Annotated in this window: 18 protein-coding genes; 4 read left to right on the forward strand and 14 right to left on the reverse strand. The window is 54.3% G+C overall.

The features are described 5' to 3' along the window. Positions 1–26 precede the first annotated feature (26 nt). The 5 genes from hemB to NXS13_RS03825 all read right to left on the reverse strand — a co-directional run bounded on the left by hemB (position 27) and on the right by NXS13_RS03825 (position 4,427). Positions 27–1,031, reverse strand: a complete 1,005-nt coding sequence (gene hemB, locus NXS13_RS03805; RefSeq protein WP_259289392.1) for a porphobilinogen synthase — start codon at positions 1,029–1,031, stop codon at positions 27–29. 16 nt (positions 1,032–1,047) lie between these two features. Then, positions 1,048–1,809, reverse strand: a complete 762-nt coding sequence (locus tag NXS13_RS03810; protein WP_259289393.1) for a uroporphyrinogen-III synthase — start codon at positions 1,807–1,809, stop codon at positions 1,048–1,050. Positions 1,810–1,823: 14 nt separating this feature from the next. After that, on the reverse strand, positions 1,824–2,711 hold the full coding sequence (gene hemC, locus NXS13_RS03815; RefSeq protein WP_259289394.1) for a hydroxymethylbilane synthase: 888 nt from the start codon (positions 2,709–2,711) through the stop codon (positions 1,824–1,826). A 2-nt stretch (positions 2,712–2,713) separates the two neighbouring features. After that, a complete protein-coding gene (locus tag NXS13_RS03820) occupies positions 2,714–4,045 on the reverse strand; it encodes a glutamyl-tRNA reductase (protein ID WP_259077596.1) in 1,332 nt (443 codons plus the stop codon). Positions 4,046–4,190: 145 nt separating this feature from the next. Next, entirely contained in the window at positions 4,191–4,427 is a 237-nt protein-coding gene (locus NXS13_RS03825; RefSeq protein WP_259157931.1) for a glutaredoxin family protein, read from the reverse strand. Positions 4,428–4,681: 254 nt separating this feature from the next. Here NXS13_RS03825 and NXS13_RS03830 point away from each other — a divergent pair, with 254 nt between their 5' ends. After that, the gene (locus NXS13_RS03830; RefSeq protein ID WP_259157927.1) at positions 4,682–5,770 is read left to right on the forward strand and encodes an HAD-IB family hydrolase; all 1,089 of its coding nucleotides are present in this window, start codon (positions 4,682–4,684) and stop codon (positions 5,768–5,770) included. 88 nt (positions 5,771–5,858) lie between these two features. Here the strand turns inward: NXS13_RS03830 and NXS13_RS03835 are convergent, their stop codons facing one another. The 4 genes from NXS13_RS03835 to NXS13_RS03850 form a co-directional block, all read right to left on the reverse strand. Next, complete coding sequence (locus NXS13_RS03835) at positions 5,859–5,960, reverse strand: 30S ribosomal protein bS22 (protein ID WP_003402602.1); 102 nt, start codon at positions 5,958–5,960, stop codon at positions 5,859–5,861. A gap of 554 nt (positions 5,961–6,514) precedes the next feature. Further along, positions 6,515–6,706 (reverse strand): helix-turn-helix domain-containing protein, encoded by a 192-nt coding sequence (locus tag NXS13_RS03840; RefSeq protein WP_259077602.1) that lies wholly within the window; start codon positions 6,704–6,706, stop codon positions 6,515–6,517. A gap of 210 nt (positions 6,707–6,916) precedes the next feature. Next, positions 6,917–7,720 (reverse strand): pyrroline-5-carboxylate reductase, encoded by an 804-nt coding sequence (proC, locus tag NXS13_RS03845; RefSeq protein WP_259077603.1) that lies wholly within the window; start codon positions 7,718–7,720, stop codon positions 6,917–6,919. A 77-nt stretch (positions 7,721–7,797) separates the two neighbouring features. Beyond that, positions 7,798–8,577: a hypothetical protein gene (locus NXS13_RS03850; protein WP_259289395.1), complete on the reverse strand. Its 780-nt coding sequence runs from the start codon at positions 8,575–8,577 to the stop codon at positions 7,798–7,800. Positions 8,578–8,789: 212 nt separating this feature from the next. Here NXS13_RS03850 and NXS13_RS03855 point away from each other — a divergent pair, with 212 nt between their 5' ends. Beyond that, on the forward strand, positions 8,790–9,740 hold the full coding sequence (locus NXS13_RS03855) for a hypothetical protein (protein ID WP_259289396.1): 951 nt from the start codon (positions 8,790–8,792) through the stop codon (positions 9,738–9,740). On the opposite strand, the gene NXS13_RS03860 is transcribed toward NXS13_RS03855, so the two are convergent. From NXS13_RS03860 to NXS13_RS03870, 3 genes are read right to left on the reverse strand one after another with little or no spacing between them, the layout of a single operon-like run. After that, complete coding sequence (locus NXS13_RS03860) at positions 9,700–10,410, reverse strand: response regulator transcription factor (RefSeq protein ID WP_259077609.1); 711 nt, start codon at positions 10,408–10,410, stop codon at positions 9,700–9,702. The two genes, NXS13_RS03855 and NXS13_RS03860, sit on opposite strands and share 41 nt — an antisense overlap. Beyond that, positions 10,410–11,432, reverse strand: a complete 1,023-nt coding sequence (locus NXS13_RS03865) for a cell wall metabolism sensor histidine kinase WalK (protein WP_259289397.1) — start codon at positions 11,430–11,432, stop codon at positions 10,410–10,412. The genes NXS13_RS03860 and NXS13_RS03865 overlap by 1 nt, the downstream gene beginning before the upstream one ends. 31 nt (positions 11,433–11,463) lie before the next feature. Further along, complete coding sequence (locus tag NXS13_RS03870; RefSeq protein WP_259077613.1) at positions 11,464–12,210, reverse strand: phosphoglyceromutase; 747 nt, start codon at positions 12,208–12,210, stop codon at positions 11,464–11,466. Between the two features lie 232 nt (positions 12,211–12,442). Here NXS13_RS03870 and NXS13_RS03875 point away from each other — a divergent pair, with 232 nt between their 5' ends. Beyond that, positions 12,443–13,387, forward strand: coding sequence for a S1 family peptidase (locus NXS13_RS03875; RefSeq protein WP_259077616.1), 945 nt, complete (start codon positions 12,443–12,445; stop codon positions 13,385–13,387). Here NXS13_RS03875 and NXS13_RS03880 read toward each other — a convergent pair. After that, positions 13,379–14,947 carry a DUF885 domain-containing protein gene (locus NXS13_RS03880; protein WP_259077618.1) on the reverse strand — a complete coding sequence of 523 codons (1,569 nt, stop codon included), beginning with the start codon at positions 14,945–14,947 and terminating at the stop codon, positions 13,379–13,381. The two genes, NXS13_RS03875 and NXS13_RS03880, sit on opposite strands and share 9 nt — an antisense overlap. A gap of 145 nt (positions 14,948–15,092) precedes the next feature. Between NXS13_RS03880 and NXS13_RS03885 the strand changes: the two genes are divergently transcribed. Further along, on the forward strand, positions 15,093–16,322 hold the full coding sequence (locus NXS13_RS03885; protein WP_259289398.1) for a hypothetical protein: 1,230 nt from the start codon (positions 15,093–15,095) through the stop codon (positions 16,320–16,322). On the opposite strand, the gene NXS13_RS03890 is transcribed toward NXS13_RS03885, so the two are convergent. Next, positions 16,319–17,788 carry a succinic semialdehyde dehydrogenase gene (locus tag NXS13_RS03890; protein ID WP_259157914.1) on the reverse strand — a complete coding sequence of 490 codons (1,470 nt, stop codon included), beginning with the start codon at positions 17,786–17,788 and terminating at the stop codon, positions 16,319–16,321. The genes NXS13_RS03885 and NXS13_RS03890 overlap by 4 nt on opposite strands. Positions 17,789–17,790: the final 2 nt, after the last annotated feature.

Below are 17,790 nucleotides of genomic sequence, written 5' to 3' on the forward strand. Positions count from 1 at the left end.
CAAGCCAATAAATTTGTCTCTCCAGTTTAAAAGTTACGGAGCTTTTTTGCCGCATCCAACGCAAAATAAGTCAAAATCTGCTCAGCGCCTGCACGTTTAATAGAGAGCAGGGATTCCATCATCACGGCATCGAGGTCGAGCCACCCGTTACTGGCTGCCGCGTGTAGCATCGCATATTCACCCGAGACTTGGTAGGCGGCAACTGGGATAGGTGAACGATCTGCTACCTGCCGTACGATATCGAGATAACTCATAGCTGGTTTTACCATGACGAAATCGGCACCTTCGGCTATATCTAGATCGACTTCAAGCAGCGACTCGCGCGCATTCGCGGGGTCTTGCTGATAAGCGCGCCGATCCCCCACCAGGCTGGAGCCGACGGCTTCTCGGAATGGCCCAAAGAATGCAGATGCATATTTAGCGGAGTAGGCCATAATGGCCACATCATGGTAGCCCGCTTCGTCAAGCCCCTCCCTGATCGCGCGGATTTGTCCATCCATCATTCCCGATGGGCTGATAATATGCGCTCCGGCTCGCGCCTGCGATACCGCCATATCTTTATAACGGAGAAGAGTAGCATCATTATCAACGATCATCTCACCCCACTGATTCTCAGTGAGCACTCCACAGTGACCGTGATCGGTGAATTCATCAAGGCAGGTATCGGCCATAATGAGGATATCATCACCGTATTCCTGGCGGAGCACTGAAATTGCTCGGTTGAGGATGCCATCCGGGTCGCTCGCTTCCGTGCCACGAGCGTCTTTATTACCTTCGTCAGGGACTCCAAAGAGATCAATGCAGCGGATACCACACTCAATCGCTTGGCCGACGACTTCGCGCAAGGAGTCCAACGTGTGTTGATATTGGCCAGGCATCGAACTGATCTCACGAGGTTGAGATAGACCGTGGGCAATAAAGAGCGGGTAAATGAGATCTGCGGGTTGCAGCGTTGTTTCTGCAACGAAATCTCGCATCGTGGCATTAACGCGCAGCCGCCTAGGACGGCGTTGTGGATAGTGGGAGGTCATGATTAAGCCTTCATTATTATTCGAATTTCAACCTTGATCGTACTTGGTCGATGGTGACCCTAACCAGTGCGTCGACAGTGGCAACAGGGGGCATCACTGTGGAGTGTAGTCCGAGCTCCTCGGCCACGGCTAAGGTGCGGGGACCGATACAGCCCACAACACACCGCTGTGGTGGAAGACCGAAACGACTAACAAAATGTCGAGCCATCGATCCCGAACTCAAACAGATTGCCGCGTAGTCGCCTGCCGCCATGATCTCTAGCACCTCTGGTGGGGGCGGTGGTGCCTCCACGGTTCGATAGGCTTCGACGCAGTCCACCTCATATCCCAGCGAGGTCAACCCTGCGGGTAGTTCTGGGCTCGCCAGGTTGCCTCGAGGCAGCAGAACTCTCCCTGCGCCTTGGGGTTGGTGTGTGCCCTGTGCACAAAAGGGAGGAAAAATAGTGAGCAGTCCAGTGGCGTTATAGTGCTGTGCGGGCGGAACTACATCAACCGATTGGCCGAGTTCTTCGAGCGCACGTGCGGTTTTGACGCCGACGGCCGCTATTTTCACTCCATGGAGAGGTAAGGCCTCGCGGCAGGCATCAACAGCATTGGTGGAGGTGAAAATGACCCACTCATATGCGCCTTGTAATGCCTTAGATAAGACCTGTTGATCGCGGGTAGGTTTGATGGCAATCATGGGTACGACGAGGGCGCACATGCCGTGGTGCTCGATGGCGTTGACCATGTTTTGTGCCTGTCCGAGCGCTCGAGGCACCACGATTGTGGGCATCATAATGGCCTTAAGTCCTAATCGAGGAGCAACGCGGCTCCACGAGCAAAGAGCTTTGCCGCCACCTCTTCGCCTAGGTTCGCAGCCTGATCCACAGCCCCGGTTGCGTGGGCTCGCAGCGTGAGGCCGCCATCGAGTCGGGTAACACTTCCCACAAGAGTGAGAGTATCTGCCTCTAGACGAGCATAGGCGGCCACCGGAGCCGTGCAGCCGGCTTCGAGGTGGGCTAAAACCGCTCGTTCAGCGAGAGCACACGCTGTAGCGGGGTGGTCTGCTAGCTGTGAAATAGCAGCAATAGCGGCCTGATCGTCTGCGCGACATTCGACCGCCAATGCGCCTTGCGCAGGGGCGGGAATAAACTGCTCAGGATTAAAAATATCGGTAGCTTCGTTATTCCTATTGACGCGCGCCAGCCCCGCATATGCTAAAACAACGCCATCGAGTTCCCCAGAGCGCACCTTGGCTATGCGAGTATCAATATTGCCTCGTAAGGGGCGGGTCTGAATATCTGGACGCATCGCCCGCAACTGGGATATACGGCGCGGGGCGCCGGTTCCGATCACAGCGCCTTCGGGAAGGGCTGCGAAATCTAAGCCATCGCGAGCGATGAGACAGTCCCGGACATCAGCGCGCTGAGGAACCACACAATAAAAACGGGGGTCGGGCGCGGTGGGGAGATCTTTAAAAGAATGAACAGCGATATCGCAGTCTCCTTGGGCGAGGGCATCACGCAAGGCTTGGGTGAATACTCCCACGCCGATTCTTTCCACTGGGGCCATATTGACGTCCCCCTGTGTGGCGACAATGCGAAGATCTGCGTGGTACCCCAGTTGATGCAGTGCATCTCGGATATGGCCAGACTGCGTGGTGGCCAGTAGCGATCCTCGGGTACCGATTGTCAACATTTCTAGGCTCCTATTTCCTCATTGAGCGGCATCGCGTCGAGATCGACCGTAATGGATCGACCGGCTGGTGCGACCCCGAAAAGCTCCTGGAGGGCACTTTCGTAGGTGACGGCCCGAGATTCAGCCGCTAGTTGTTTCACGGCCACTGTGGGTTGGTGGAGCAATTTATCCACGACGCGCCGCATTGATCGCTCAACTTCGTGCAGCTCTTGGGCATCGAGCCCACTTGCTTTCGAGCGCAGCCTGGCCATCTCGGATTCAACAAGCTTCGCTCCGTGGCGCCTGAGAGCCGTCACCGCGGGAACGACATCCTTGATCCGCTGCTCAGAGCAGTAGGCTTTGAGTTCCTCCGCAACAATCGCTTGAGCTTGGGCGTCGGAGGGAATAAATCCACGGTCGGATCGAATGGCGTGAAGGCGTTCGATATTGACCAATCTGGCTCCTCTTTCGGTCACCGCATCCTCGATATCACGAGGCAGGGAGAGATCGATAAGAAGCAGCTCTGATTGACGCTGGTCCATGGCAGGGATATCGGCAGCGGTAATGGTGAAGTTTTGGGCGCCCGTGGCTGAAACAGCAATATCAACTTTGCGCAAAGCTTGAGTACGCAGGCCGAAATCAATAACCTCAGCCTCTACCCCTGATTCGCGAGCATGCTCAGCTAATCGCTCCGCGCGCGATTGGGTGCGGTTGGAGATGATGAGCTTGTTAATGCCCAGTCTGCCAAGGTGCGTGGCGGCCAGGGAAGCCATGACACCCGCCCCTAAGACGAGCGCGGTTTTCCCTCGAAAATCCTCCGCCTGCAGATGCCCAAGAGATTGCTCAAAAGCAAAGGACACCATTGAGGCTCCAGCTGCATCAATTTCCGTCTCGGAGTGGACGCGCTTGCCCGTATGGAGCGAGGCCTGTACTAGGCCGTGCAATTTCGGGCCAACGCTCTCAGCAGCAATTGAGGCTTGGTAGGCGGAGCGGACTTGACCAATAATTTGCTGTTCCCCCAAGACCATGGAGTCGAGGCCGGAGGTCACCACCATCATATGCTCGGCTGCGGCGTCATCGTAACGCACGTATAGAGAGGAACGCAGTTGGTCGAAATCGACCCCTGAATTGAGCTGGAGAACACTCACAATATCCGAGATTCCACCGTGAAAGGAGGAAGTAACGACGTAGACCTCAACTCGGTTACACGTAGAAATGATCATGGCCTCGGATATTGAGTCTCGAGCCAGAAGCTGGTGAGCCATGCGATCGCGGTGCTCGGGATCAAGACTTAATTTTTCCAGCAAAGAGACGGGCGCTGATTTGTGGGATAATCCCACAACGAGGACACTCATCGCCTGTTATCCCTTCTCTGTTCTCCACGTTCGCTTTGGTGTGCATCGCGTAGCCATCCGCCAAAAGCACGATAGATATCCAACTTTAGATGGATAATTCCTGCATATTTAAGGTTTATTTAACCTTGTCATATCACGCACTTTTTTACAACAAAGCCTTGGCTAAGTCGCTATTGTCCACCTCCCAGCAACTAAATTCCTCATCGTCGATGACCACAACGGGCACCCGATCCGAGAACTCAGCACAAAGCTCGCGATCGGTTTCCACGTCAATGACCAATAATTCCAAACCAGCCGCCTGTACAACCGGACGTATTTGCTCCCGCACCCGCACACACGAGCCACACTGCTTGCGCACCATCAATTCGACCTTCGATGCCATAGATCCTCCCCATTTTTATGCCGCGCTGATGACCCCACGGAATCTTCTTTAAATACCTCCTAGCCTAATACTTTTAGGCTGAGGAAGAGCAGCTGGTTTGTGCTTCCTATGCGCTACACCCCACGGGCTGGTATCAATCAAACTATCAACTGGCTTAGTACAAGGGCTACGGCGGAATATACGTGTGTCTGGCATGATAGATAGTAGCGTTAATCAGCACCTCACCAAGCCCCAAAAGGTAGTGACTACCCGCAATGAATTCCCCTCAACCTGCATCTCATTCAGGCGATGCCCCTTCACCCTCACACTCCGGAAACCCGCAGTGGCACCAGCGACCCGAAGATTTTCTGGCGAGCTGGAGCAGCACGCGCGGCAATATGCGGCGTTTTTTCGAAGAGCAAGCCTTCCCCCCTATCGACGATGAAGCCCAACGAACAGCTGGTGAAGCAGCGGCCGCTCTAGCAGCTAGCGAGCTCTTTGGACTAGAGCTCAGTGACTACGACTCTGGTTTAAAGTCCGTATCTGGAGCATTTGAGGCCGCGGGGCGAGGCAGAAAACAGCAACCGGACCCTACTCACCCGCCTACAGAGCGAGCGGCTGCCTTCTTCGATATCGACAACACCTTAATACAAGGGTCTTCGATGATTGTCTTTGCCATCGGTCTTTTCCGCAAGCGCTTTATTACAGTCGGGGATATCATTCCGATGGTGTGGAAGCAGATTAAATTCCGTGTAACCGGTCAAGAATCTGCGAAGGACGTCGCTATTGGCCGAGAACAGGCACTGGAGTTTATTGCAGGACGAGAGACCGCTGATCTAGTCGAGCTCTGCCGTGAGATCGTCGATTCCCATATGAGCGATCGAATGTGGCCAGGTACTAAGCAGCTAGCCGAAGAACATTTAGCTGCGGGCCACCAAGTGTGGCTCGTCTCGGCCACACCTGTCCAGCTGGGACAGATTCTCGCAGAACGCCTAGGGTTTACTGGAGCCTTAGGCACCGTTGCCGAGGTGGAGGATGGCAAGTTTACGGGTCGACTCGTCGGTGATATTCTTCACGGCCCCGGCAAACGCCATGCGGTGGCGGCATTGGCCACCTTAGAAGGGATCGATCTCAAACAGTGCACCGCATATTCTGATTCGGTTAACGATACTCCCATGTTGTCGATGGTGGGTACGGCGGTGGCTATTAATCCCGATCGCCAGCTTCGCAAGATTTCCAAAGCACATGGGTGGGAAATATATGATTATCGCAGTGTACGCAAGGCGGTGCGCACCTTTGGTGCTCCCGCTCTGATCACAGCCCTGTTTTCGTGGCGAACCTGGAAAGCTCGTCGTCGATCCTAGCTGGTACGGTGACACAGAAAATCCCTGCCCATAAGATTTCACCAATCGTTTCAGGTGATGCCTTGGGGCAGGGATCTTGACAGACGTTTTACTTACCGAGTTTTCTACGCTGCACTCGGGTACGACGGAGCAACTTGCGGTGCTTCTTCTTGGACATGCGCTTGCGGCGCTTCTTAATGACAGAACCCATATCGGTTTCCCTCGCTTACTAGATGGATGTACGTACTTCCGACGTCAGTCTTGCTGGCTCATTGCACGGACTGAATGCTTCCCAGCAGTCCGAAGTGCACTTTCGCCCTGCGGTGTGAAAATCTCAACAAGATACCGCATCCCAGCCATAAAGAGTAACCGTGGCCACCCATGGAGATACGATGCCGCATCCGCGAGAAATTCTCGTGCAAAAGCCTTGCCTGACACGAATGGTGTCAATCATACCGAGCATCAGCCATGAACAAAAATTAAGAGGGCAGTTTCCGCCTTGGGCACTTGGGGTACTTGTTCGGTTATCACACTACCGCGCCAAAGATCGGAGCATGAATCAAACAAGGGATGGAGCCACAGATCGAGCCACGCTTCAAACAAGGGATCGCTCTATAAATCGAACCTCAGGTCATATCTTGGCTGCTGCCGAGGGTCGGGCACTTATCTAGGACGACGAAAATGGCGGTATACAGACTGCATGCGCAGACCTATACACCGCCGTCGGCGCCTTCACAGGCACTGGGTTCACTGAGATATCTGATATTAACCTGCTTCGTAATACGAGGCATTCAGATATTCATTGACCGCTTTTTCGTGAACGCGGAAACTGCGTCCAACGCGAACCGCTGGCAGCTCACCGGAGTGAACAAGCCGGTAAACAGTCATTTTGGATACTCGCATGATTTCTGCGACTTCCGCGACTGTTAAAAAGGTTCCGTTTTCTTCTCTAGCCATAGTTAACCTATACCCTTCAGCGGCGAGCGCGCTGCAGGCTTCCCCTCCTGCAGAACAAAACACGCACGTGCTTCTACGATTCTAGCGTGAACGGTGTGACTGTTGCGAACAGAAGTTAAAAAAAGTACCCCTCGTTTTCATATCAACCTCGCTGAGCACGGTAAAGTCCGACAGCCGAGCCAGCTTGGATTGTCTGTGCAGGGGTATCTATTACCCTAACTCCCCCGAACGCTTCGCACACGCGGCCGTTGCCCGGTAGACCATGCCTCGGAAACCAGACTCTTCAAATTCGCGAATCGCGGCCGTCGTGGCACCACCTGGGGAGGACACATTAGCGCGCAGATGTGCAGGATCTGCGCCCGTCTCACGCAACATGGCCGCCGCACCATCCAGGGCGGTAATACTCAACTCTTGGGCAGCATCGCGGCTTAGACCTAAGGCCACTCCCGCGTCGATCATGGATTCAATCATGAGAAAGAAATAGGCCGGTGAGGATCCACTCATGGCGGTGACAGCGTCGATATCCTGTTCAAGCACTAAGCGCACTCGACCCGTCGCAGAAATGAGTTTTACCACCTCGTTTAGTTGCTCCTGCTCGACAAAGCGTCCCGGAGCCAAGGCAATCATGCCCTTGTTAACCAGCATCGGGGTATTAGGCATTGCGCGGACTACCGGCGCTCCGGCGGACAGAACCTCCTCGATAGCCGCGCAGCTGACCCCAGCCGCCATCGATACCACGGTGGTGGCGTCATTATTGGAGATCACATCAGAGATCTCGTCGGCAATATTCAGGAGCACTTTGGGTTTGACGCACAAAAATGCGACATCTACCCCGTCGACGGCAGCGGCTGGTTCGTCAAACGGAACAATGCCGTATGTTTCAAGCAGAAAGGTTCCCCGCTCCTCCCGCCTATTCGATACGTGAATATCCTTGGGGTTCGTGCCACCCTCGATCAGCCCCGCAATAAGAGCTTCGCCTATTTTTCCGCCACCAACTACTGCTACAGATGTCATGGTTCTACCATGCCAAAAATTTGAAGCAAATGCACTTAAGAAAAACCCCGCCTCTTATCTCAGGCGGGGATGAAAACTTAGAAGCCAACGACTAATAACGGCCCAAAGGTAATGACCAGGCCAACCACGGCTGCCAGCGCCATGGAGAAGATATCGTGTGAGGTGCGCAGTATCTTCACCACCACTACCAGACCTGCGGTTGCGCCGAGCGCAAGTGCCCCGACAACGCTCTTGCTGAAATGACCCCACAGATATTCGAAACCTGCAAAGACGCTGAAGCCAATAATGCTTCCCACAACGACCATGAGGATCACAGAGAGCACCGAGATAGAACGGGTCTCTTCCTCAACGGGAGCCGCTTCTTCTTCTTCAAAGACTGGGGTGGGCTGGCCTTCGACATCATAGCCAGTAGCCGGAGGCTTTTTCTCAGTGAGATCAGCAACCGCCACCTGCTTCTCCTGTGCCGGAAAATCAGAGGTGGTCAGGCGCACGGGTTCATCCTCGCGTACCACCGAGAGGACCACCGTTTCATCTGCGCTATCTGCCTCGTCCTCGGTGTTGACACTGGTATTAACGTTGTCAACAATAACCTCTGGCTCCGTCGACGTTGGAGTTGGGGTAACGTCCTCTGCGACTACCGTGACGGGGGTGTCTTCAGGATCAGGATCGAGGGGTTCCGATGAGTGTTTTGCTTCGGCGGGTTTTGCCTCCACCTTAGGGATGCTGCCGGTTAGTTCGGCGACAGAGACGCCGCCTTCGTCGAGGCTGCGGCGGCGGCGCCGGCGGGTGGGCTCGGCAGCCTCTTCCTTGCCGGCCCTGGCTAGGAGCTCAGCAACTGTAAGCTGTTTCTCACTCATCTTTCATTACCTTCCCAAGTATTCTCGGCTCTAGGTATCTGGGTAGCATAATCCTACAGCCATCTCTAGGTTATTCAACGCGTTATCATGAGCTTGTGCAAGTATAGCCCTAGTTGAGAAACTCTCAGAGGATTATATATTCACAAGAATTTTATCAGCCATAGCCCACCCGTATCGCATATTTTCCCCCGATGCGTCTAGGATATGCGGGTGTGAACGAGCATACGCGGATTAATCTGGGCTTCCCCCGAACCAGTCCAGCCGGGCGAAGTATCCTCTCGGGGGCGGAATTAGCACCGGATTTTCCCCGTTTATGGTGGCAATTTACCGACCCTGAGGATCCCCTCCATATTCTTGACATTGACCTCACATGGCTCGAATCGCATTATCGCTGTGCCTTCGGGACCTCCCGCTGTCACGGAATCTTAAGCGATGCTCCATCCGTGGGCTGCTGCAATCACGGTGCCTTCCTCGCGGATGAGGATGATCGCGTAGCGCTTTTCGACGCTGTTTCTCAGATGCCTGCCCGCTACTGGCAATTGCGCCCTGACACCACCGATGATGTCATTGATGATGTTCATCATCGCCCCGAGCTTTTAGAGCCGTGGTTGGAGTGGGATGAATTAGAAAATGAGGAGGGCGAGAACGAGCCCGCTTTAAAAACAGCGATTATTGATGGAGCATGCATCTTTGCCAATCGTCCTGGGTGGGCCTCTGGGACTGGATGCGCCTTGCACCAGTGGGCCAGTGCAACCGGTCGAGATCTCACTGTGGTGAAGCCAGAAGTGTGTTGGCAACTTCCCCTGCGCGGAATTGATGCTTACGAGCAGCGGAGTGACGGGCAGGAAATTCTGCGCACCACCATTACTGAGTACACCAGGCGCGGATGGGGCAATGGTGGTGAGGATTTCGATTGGTATTGCACGACCGCACCTGGTTGCCATGAGAACGCCCAACCGCTGTGGCGTAGTTGCCGAGAAGAATTATTGGCTTTGCTTGGCACTGCCTGCTTCGATATTCTCGAAAATCATCTCATCATGCGGGAAAATGCCCGCCTGGAGGCTGAGAAAACCATGTCACCAGAGCTGGTAGAAAGGCTTTTCTATACCCATCCCGCTACTCTTAGGGCTCGAAGCGATAACCCACGCCTCTCACGGTCATAAGGTGAATTGGGTTGCTGGGATCCTTTTCTATCTTGCTTCGAAGCCGCTTGATATGGACGTCGAGAGTCTTAGTCGCTCCCGCATAGTCAGCGCCCCACACTCGCTCAATGAGCAAACCCCTGGTGAGAACGTTACCTGGATTGCACATAAAATATTCGAGAAGCTCGCATTCTTTGGGGGCTAAGGATTGTCTCAAGCCGTCCACTACAATAGAGCGGGTATCAGTATCGAGGATAAGCCTGCTCGTGCCACGCTCTACCTGATCACCACGATCTTCGCTGCGATCTATGCTGCGATCTACGCTGCGATCTGGACCGCGACGCAGCACTGCTTTAATGCGTGCTACTAATTCTTTGGCAGAAAAGGGTTTGGTAACATAATCATCTGCCCCCACCTCGAAGCCGCGGATTTTATCCTCTTCGGAATCTTTTGCCGTCACCATTATGACGGGTACGGAACTCATTTCTCGCAATTCTTTACACACTGCCACCCCAGACATCCCGGGCAGCATGAGATCGAGAAGCACGATATCTATTGCTTGAGTATCACATTCCACCAACGCACTTGGACCATTGGCAGCGTGGATGACCTGATACCCCTCCTTTTCCAGGAGAAAAATCAAGGGGCTTGCTAAGGCCATTTCGTCCTCAACCAAAAGAACTGTAGTCATTATTGCTCACCGCCTCTACATTCACCTGGAGGAAAGCTCAAAATAAAGGTTGAACCCTTATTCTCTGCAGACTCCACACGTATCTGAGCGTGATGGATATGGGCAATATGCTTAACAATAGCCAGCCCCAGTCCCGTGCCACCCGTCGCCCTGGAACGGGCCACATCGACGCGAAAGAATCGTTCGAAAATACGCTCATGATAGCGTTGCGCAATCCCAATACCTTGATCGCGCACCACAATATCTATTCCCTCATTATTCGAGATGGTACTCACCCATACCGTGGAGCCAGCAGGGGAATAGTGGATAGCATTGGAGATGAGATTAGATAGCGCTGTGGCCAGAAGGCTGGCGTCACAGTAAAGTTTCAGCCCTGGTACAGTTTCGCTGTTGAGAGAGATGTGGGCATTATCGGCGGCCAATTGGTTGCGCATGAGGGCTAAGGAGATAATCTCATCGAGTGGCTCAAGCTGCATATTGTCTCCCGGACGTGCACTTTGAAGCTGGGAGAGAGCAATGAGTTCGGAGATCATCTCCCCGAGTCGGTGTGCCTCTGCGTAGAGCTGTTGGCTGAAATTTTCTGCCTGTTCCGGCTCGTCAAGGCTATGGCGTAGCGCCTCAGCTAATAAAGCAATACTGCCTACTGGGGTTTTCAATTCGTGGGTAATATTGGCTACCACATCGCGGCGGGCTGCTTCGAGTCGATGATGTTTGGAATCATCGTAGGCGTATATCGCGGTAGCGTTCCCAAGGTCAGAGCGCTCAATATGGAGAATCTTTTCAGCTAGCTGAATGGTGGAACTCCCCTGTCGTCCTATACCCAGCGTATCCAACCCCAACTGACGCGCGAGGTTATTGGCAAAGATGAGGTGGTCATCGGAATCGATAATGAGCAGACCGATGGGGGCTCGCTCTAAGATATCGTGATCATTGGCCACCACACGCTGCGGTGGTGGATTGAAAAAAGCGCGGGCTAAGGCCATCAAGGCCACGCCCGCGCCGAAAGCAAGGAGGAGTTCCATGCCGTACTATCCTCGTGCTTTCAAGGGAGTATTATTTGCCGCCCTGAGCAGCAACGGCAGCAGCACCAGCCGCAGCTGCCTCAGGATCGAGGTAGGTGCCGCCTGGGTTCAGCACGGTGCCTTCAGCATCAAGCTCGTAGACCAGTGGGATACCGGTTGGAATATTGAGACCAGCAATATCATCATCGGAGATATGGTCGAGGTGCTTGACCAAGGCCCGCAGGGAGTTACCGTGCGCAGCAATGAGAACGGTTTCACCCTTCTTCACGCGAGGCAGAATCTCTTCCTCGAAATAAGGAACAAAGCGAGCAACAACGTCCTTGAGGCACTCGGTACGGGGCACTTCATCCAGGTGTGCGTAGCGAGGATCGTGTGCTTGGGAGAACTCGCTATTATCATCGAGTGCTGGTGGTGGGGTGTCGTAGGAGCGGCGCCACGCCATGAATTGCTCTTCGCCGTACTTTTCCTTGGTCTCAGCCTTATTGAGGCCCTGCAGTGCACCGTAGTGGCGCTCGTTGAGGCGCCAATCGCGCACAACGGGGATCCACAGGCGGTCGCTGGCGTCGAGAGCAATTTGTGCGGTGCGAATAGCACGACGCTGCAAGGAGGTATACAGCACGTCGGGGAGGATATTCTGATCCTTCATGAGCTCGCCGCCGCGCTTTGCTTCGGCCTCGCCTTGAGGGGTCAAGTTGACATCAACCCAGCCCGTGAATTGGTTGGACGCATTCCACTCGCTCTGTCCGTGACGGAGGAGTACTAGTTTTCCATTAGCCATAGCTCTTAGTGTGCCATTAAATGGGCGCAAAGTCAGCTCGAAAAACCAACATGTCGGGCAAATGTGGACTTTTTAACACTTTTACACGATCCCCTAGGAGGGTCCTGAGAGCAGCTCAGCAGAGGTCTCGTAGGTGCGGAAGAAGGAAGCTTGGTGTCCACATATTTCTCGTATGGCATAAGTGCTCTATGATCAAAAACCGCAATCACAAACGGGTGAGAAAGGTTAGAACGTGAAGAAGTCTATCGTGGCCTTAGGCTTAGCCGCCTCTTTGCTCGGCCACGTGCCTGTGGCTCATGCACTGGTGGGTGGAGTAGAAGTCAGTTCCGATGATCCCATTGCTCAGGCAGTCGTTCAGGTTGGGGTATGTACTGGCACGATTATTCATCCGCATTGGGTACTCACCGCGCGCCATTGTGCTCACTCCAGCACGGTTCATCACGGGCTCAACCGGCCATTCAAGGATGACCCCCAGGCCAGGCAGTACCTCGTGGATTCGGCTACGGTTCCAGAATTTGGCGATATTGCGCTTCTGCACATTAGTGAGAATATGGCGGTACCTACCTACCCTGGGCTTTATCCCAAACAAGCCCAGTTCCGCGATCTAGGTATCACCTATGGCTGGGGCGGCGGTACCCTCCACCGGCTCAAAAAAGCTGATATCGCTGTTAAGAGGCTACGCATGGATCCTGCTGGTTTTGGTGGTTCGACCATCGAAGTGCAGTATTTAAATGATGCCTCGCCGCGCCGCGGCGATTCCGGGGGTCCATTGGTGATCGATGGCGCCGTTGCTGGGGTAACCTCGTCAAGTTTTAAGGCGAGCGCCGGCTTCGCGGATTATGCGGAACTTCATCCCCACTTGAAGTGGGTGGAAGACATAATAAAGTCTCACGAAGGTCCTGATAGTGTCCCGCAGACCGAGGATCCTTATGCACCTCACTCTACGGCCCCGTCTGCCCACCCTACGGTTCCGACCACCCACCCTGAGATCCCAACGGCGCCACCAAAAAAACCGACTACTCAGCCCAATACTCCAACTACGCAGCCCAAGCCCCCTAGCTCTCCGCAACCGAAAGCCCCCAGCACACCTGGTATGATCGCCGGCATCATTGCTGGAATCTTGGGGGTACTGGGAGTGATTTTTGGGATTGTGCGCGGACTTTTTCGGCTACCCTAACACTGCCTGGCGCAAAATATCCATAGGGATTGAGCCTTCGGATAGCGCCTTCGCGTGAAACTCCGGAGCGCTCATTCCCGCTGTAGCGGCATCAGCTCGCAGCTCTTGCCATAGGCGCTGCCCCAGTGCGTAGCTGGGCGCTTGGCCTGCCCAGCCGAGGTAGCGGTGTATCTCGAAATCGAGGGCTGATTCCGCCATCGCTACATGACGGCGTAAGAAGGCGCGCGCATAATCATAATCCCACACGCCTCCGTCGGGGTTCTTTTTCTCAAGGTGCACCCCGATATCGAGGACGACGCGAGCTGCGCGCAGACGTTGGGCATCAAGATAGCCCATGCGGTAACCCGGATCGTCGAAATATCCTAGTTCTGCCATTAGTGACTCTGCATACAGGGCCCATCCTTCACCGTGTCCGGAATTCCAGCAGGCGATCCGGCGCCACAGGTTCAAGCGGTCCTGAGCCAGAAGGGCCGTTCCCAACTGCAGGTGGTGCCCTGGAACGCCCTCATGGTACACAGTGGTTAATTCCTGCCATGTATGGAAAGTGTCCTCGCCTTCAGGGACCGACCACCACATCCGACCAGGGCGAGAGAAGTCGGCGGAGGGCTGGGTGTAGAAGATACCCCCCGTGCCAGCTGGGTCAATGCAGGCCTCGATAGTACGCATTAGTTGCGGGATCTCGAAGTGGATGCCAGCTAGATCATTCACGGCAGCGTCGGCTACCCGTTGCATCCACTGCTGCAGGGCCGGAACACCGCGGAGAGTATAGCGATCCTCACGGTCTAGGCGCTCAAAACAGGTGGCGATATCCATATCGGGCCCATAGAGTTCCGCAGCACACGCGTGTTGTTGGGCGATGATGTCCTTGAGCTGCTCGTTTCCCCATTCATAGGCTTCGTCGAGATCAACACGAGCACCGACGAAGAGGTGGCTTAAGAGTTCATAGCGCTCCCTACCGAAGGCATCTGTATGCGGAGCTTGGGGCAACAAATCGTCCTTTAACCACTGCCGCAGAAATGCGAAAGCTTCATAGGCTTTGTTGATATCCTTCTCCGGCCCAAAACCGTTGAAGGTGTCAGCGCTAATCAATGTATCGATTTCAGCGATAACCTTGTGGATTTGACGCTGGGCTGCAACCATTTTGCGATCAGCAGCAAGAGCGAGTGATTGGCGATAGCCTTCAAGCGCTTGGGGAACTTTGCGCAGCCTATCGGCTCGGCCGGTCTCGCCCATTTGCACGAGGGTATCGCGGATATCTTGGATGGGGGAAGCAATATTATTGAGATCTCTTAGGTCCTCGCCCTGCTCAGACATGGCCACTTCTACCCCTAGTCGGTCACGCATGGTGGCCTTGGCTATAGGATCGCCGTCGAGGTGATCCAGCTCGGCCAGCATGCGGGCGGTGCGCTGATATACCTGCTCGTGGTAGTCGGGGCTGTAGTCCTGCAGTTGGTCCTCATAGCCATCAAGTCCCCAGGCACTAGCTAGGGTAGGGATGAGGGCCGCCATATCGTGAACATAGCGATCGGCAGCGAGATCAAGGGGAGTTGAATGCGTCATATCAACAAGTTTAACCCACCTAGTGTATTGGTCGTACACAATGAAAAGGAGTGGATGACTTTCCCGGTGGCGCCTCCCTCACCTGCACGAGTGACGGTGTTACCATGAGGCAGCATTGACCAACTCTTGACCCCGAGGATGCCCCATGTCCCGTTTGCGACGCACCCTTCTTGGTGGTCTGTTGCTTGCGCTGAGTCTCAATACCGGGGTCGCTTATGCCCAGCCTGAGTTAACTAGTTCTTCACCTCGTGGTGAATCTCCGCTTGTGGCCTTAAATCGCGCATTCCTAGAGGCCTTCGAATATCTCAGCGGCGTGGTGCCCATCAGCGTGGAGAAGATCGCCCTGGAACAAGCAGAGGATGCCCCCTACTCCTTCGACTATCTGATATCTGTTCGCAATAACACCCCCTTCACACAGCCCTTCACCCTCGTGGATACTCCCGCTATAAGCCCAGGACTCATGCTCGAGCGGGTACAGCTTCTAGAACCCACAGCAGTTGATCTTCTCGCCACAGAAGAGGGTTATATAGTCGATAGCGGTGATCTTGCACCCTTGTCTAATCGCACTTACCGCATTCGCCTCACTAGCCGGCTTGATTCGCCTGTGAATCAGCTTGAGTGCGGAGCTAAAAATCACGTGGTCCTCACAGTTGGTTTTGGTGTTGAGCTAAGCGCCACTGCGTGCCAGGATATCCCCGAGCCTTACAGTGTGGGGGAGCAGATATATCTCGATGGTGTCGCCTCAGGTTTAGGCGAAGACCATATTTTCTTTGTGGATAACCGCTTCGGTCTCTCCCCCTTTGAGTTCCGCCCCCCTGCCGAGCTCAGCGTGGCTTATCTGGAGGTTTCCTCGTCGGGTGTAGGTTTTTTAAGTGGGCGCTTTGAGAGCGCGCAACTCCCACTGAGCATTCCCGCAGGTCAATCTGCAACAATTCGGGTACATACTGAACCTTTAGCGGCTGCTCCCACCATTGATATTATTGTACGCAATGAAAATGGCGAGGAGATTGGCGGCGCGTTCTTCGATCTCTACCGCTGTTCCCCTGATTACCAGTTGATCCCCGGTACTCAACCATTGAATCTCTTTCCGCTCACCACATCTCCTCTTGCCCCAGAGATCACCTCCGCTAGCTTGGTAAGTGGCCAGTCCTACTGCCTGATCATGACTCAGGAACCCCCAGGGTATGACGTTGATCAGACCATTTGGGGTTTTTCTATTCCGAGCGAAATATCCACCATCGAAATTCCAGCGCGCACAGCCGAAACTCAGACTAAGTCATCCCCTGGCCGCCTCCCCAATACTGGCGGCCAGGGAATTCTTCCGATCATTGCCGTAGGCTTCATCGTGCTCCGAGCCGGGTGGAGACGCCTTTAGAGGATATGCTTACCCCAGCGTAGGACATTCATTAAGAACCCTGCATACCGTTCTCGATCTACCCCTTGAGGCCCAGAGATGGGGAAAAATCGCTGCTCAGCAATGGTGCGAGCCTCGGTATATTTCAATAGCCCGTCATCAGCGTGCCGACGCCCTGTTCCCGACGCTTTCCATCCACCCATGGGAGCATCCACCGAACCAAAGGCAGCAGCAAAACCTTCATTAATATTGACCGTTCCAGACTCTAATTGGCCGGCGATACGCCATCCCGTGCGACTACGAGCAAAGACCGCCGAATTCAATCCGTACTGGGTATCGTTGGCTTTTTTAATGGCAGTCTCTTCATCTGCTACGACCTCGATAGCGATAACCGGGCCGAAGACCTCTTCGCGATATAGCCGCGCACTGTCTGTGACTCCGGTGAGCACAATAGGATCTAGATATGCTGGCCCTAGGTCATCGCGCGGACCACCGTGCAATAAGGTGGCACCATGACTGAGCGCGTCATCTAAGTACTCCATCACATGCGTGCGATGCTCCGCAGATATCAAAGAACCCATATCTTCTTCCCAGCCGCCACCGCCAATGCGCATTTCTTTGACTTTCTTCACAAGTGCGGGAATAAAAGTATCAGCTATATCTTGGTGGACATAGACCCGCTCGATACTGATGCACAACTGACCGGAATTAGAAAAGGCCGCCTCAATGGTGCCGCGGACCGCGCGCGACAGATCGGCATCGGGACTAATAATGAGGGGATTTTTGCCCCCTAATTCGGCCGAAAAACCAATAAGGCGCTCCCCCGCGATCGCCCCGAGGCTACGCCCGGTCTGAGTGGAACCGGTAAACATAAGATAATCAGCGACGCGAGCTATCCGATCGCCCACAATACGCCCAGGCCCAGGAAGGATCTGGTAAAGATCTGGATCTAGGCCTGCGTCAACGAGGAGACGAGCCGCGTAGATAGCGGTCAGCGGGGTTTGGGAGTCTGGTTTTAAAATAACCGCATTACCAGCAAGTAAGGCGGGGATGGCGTCAGAGATCGTGAGGGTAAGTGGGTAATTCCACGGTGAGATAATACCTACGACACCAATGGGTGCATGATCGACGCGAGTTTTGGTCACCATAGGTAAAGCCCCTTGCGCCGCATGCCGCCGCAACAGATACGGGGCTCTTTTGGCATAGTGACGGGCGGTCACCGCAACATCGAGAATTTCATCGAAGGCACTGCGTCGATTCTTTCCCGTCTCCTGTTGGATGAGATCCAATAACTCATTGTGATTGCGCAAAATCAAATCATGCAGGCGCATCATAATGGCTGCGCGCTCTTTCACAGGAACCTGAGCCCACTTGACTTGTGCGTGCTGGGCGACGGCGTATGCGCGGTCGACTGCCTGGGCGTCTAATTCATTGACCTGACCGACGCATTCGCCAGTACGAGGATCTCTCACTTCTAAAGGTGTCATAT

It is taken from the genome of Corynebacterium sp. ES2730-CONJ, assembly GCF_024834055.1.
Classification (GTDB): domain Bacteria; phylum Actinomycetota; class Actinomycetes; order Mycobacteriales; family Mycobacteriaceae; genus Corynebacterium.

Coding starts and splice junctions, on each gene's coding strand:
- NXS13_RS03810 (WP_259289393.1), bottom strand. CDS start 1,809: ATGATGCCCACAATCGTGGTGCCTCGAGCGCTCGGACAGGCACAAAAC.
- NXS13_RS03860 (WP_259077609.1), bottom strand. CDS start 10,410: ATGACTACAGTTCTTTTGGTTGAGGACGAAATGGCCTTAGCAAGCCCC.
- hemC (WP_259289394.1), bottom strand. CDS start 2,711: ATGTTGACAATCGGTACCCGAGGATCGCTACTGGCCACCACGCAGTCT.
- NXS13_RS03825 (WP_259157931.1), bottom strand. CDS start 4,427: ATGGCATCGAAGGTCGAATTGATGGTGCGCAAGCAGTGTGGCTCGTGT.
- hemB (WP_259289392.1), bottom strand. CDS start 1,031: ATGACCTCCCACTATCCACAACGCCGTCCTAGGCGGCTGCGCGTTAAT.
- NXS13_RS03880 (WP_259077618.1), bottom strand. CDS start 14,947: ATGACGCATTCAACTCCCCTTGATCTCGCTGCCGATCGCTATGTTCAC.
- NXS13_RS03865 (WP_259289397.1), bottom strand. CDS start 11,432: ATGGAACTCCTCCTTGCTTTCGGCGCGGGCGTGGCCTTGATGGCCTTA.
- NXS13_RS03890 (WP_259157914.1), bottom strand. CDS start 17,788: ATGACACCTTTAGAAGTGAGAGATCCTCGTACTGGCGAATGCGTCGGT.
- NXS13_RS03835 (WP_003402602.1), bottom strand. CDS start 5,960: ATGGGTTCTGTCATTAAGAAGCGCCGCAAGCGCATGTCCAAGAAGAAG.
- NXS13_RS03885 (WP_259289398.1), top strand. CDS start 15,093: ATGTCCCGTTTGCGACGCACCCTTCTTGGTGGTCTGTTGCTTGCGCTG.
- proC (WP_259077603.1), bottom strand. CDS start 7,720: ATGACATCTGTAGCAGTAGTTGGTGGCGGAAAAATAGGCGAAGCTCTT.
- NXS13_RS03850 (WP_259289395.1), bottom strand. CDS start 8,577: ATGAGTGAGAAACAGCTTACAGTTGCTGAGCTCCTAGCCAGGGCCGGC.
- NXS13_RS03870 (WP_259077613.1), bottom strand. CDS start 12,210: ATGGCTAATGGAAAACTAGTACTCCTCCGTCACGGACAGAGCGAGTGG.
- NXS13_RS03830 (WP_259157927.1), top strand. CDS start 4,682: ATGAATTCCCCTCAACCTGCATCTCATTCAGGCGATGCCCCTTCACCC.
- NXS13_RS03820 (WP_259077596.1), bottom strand. CDS start 4,045: ATGAGTGTCCTCGTTGTGGGATTATCCCACAAATCAGCGCCCGTCTCT.
- NXS13_RS03840 (WP_259077602.1), bottom strand. CDS start 6,706: ATGGCTAGAGAAGAAAACGGAACCTTTTTAACAGTCGCGGAAGTCGCA.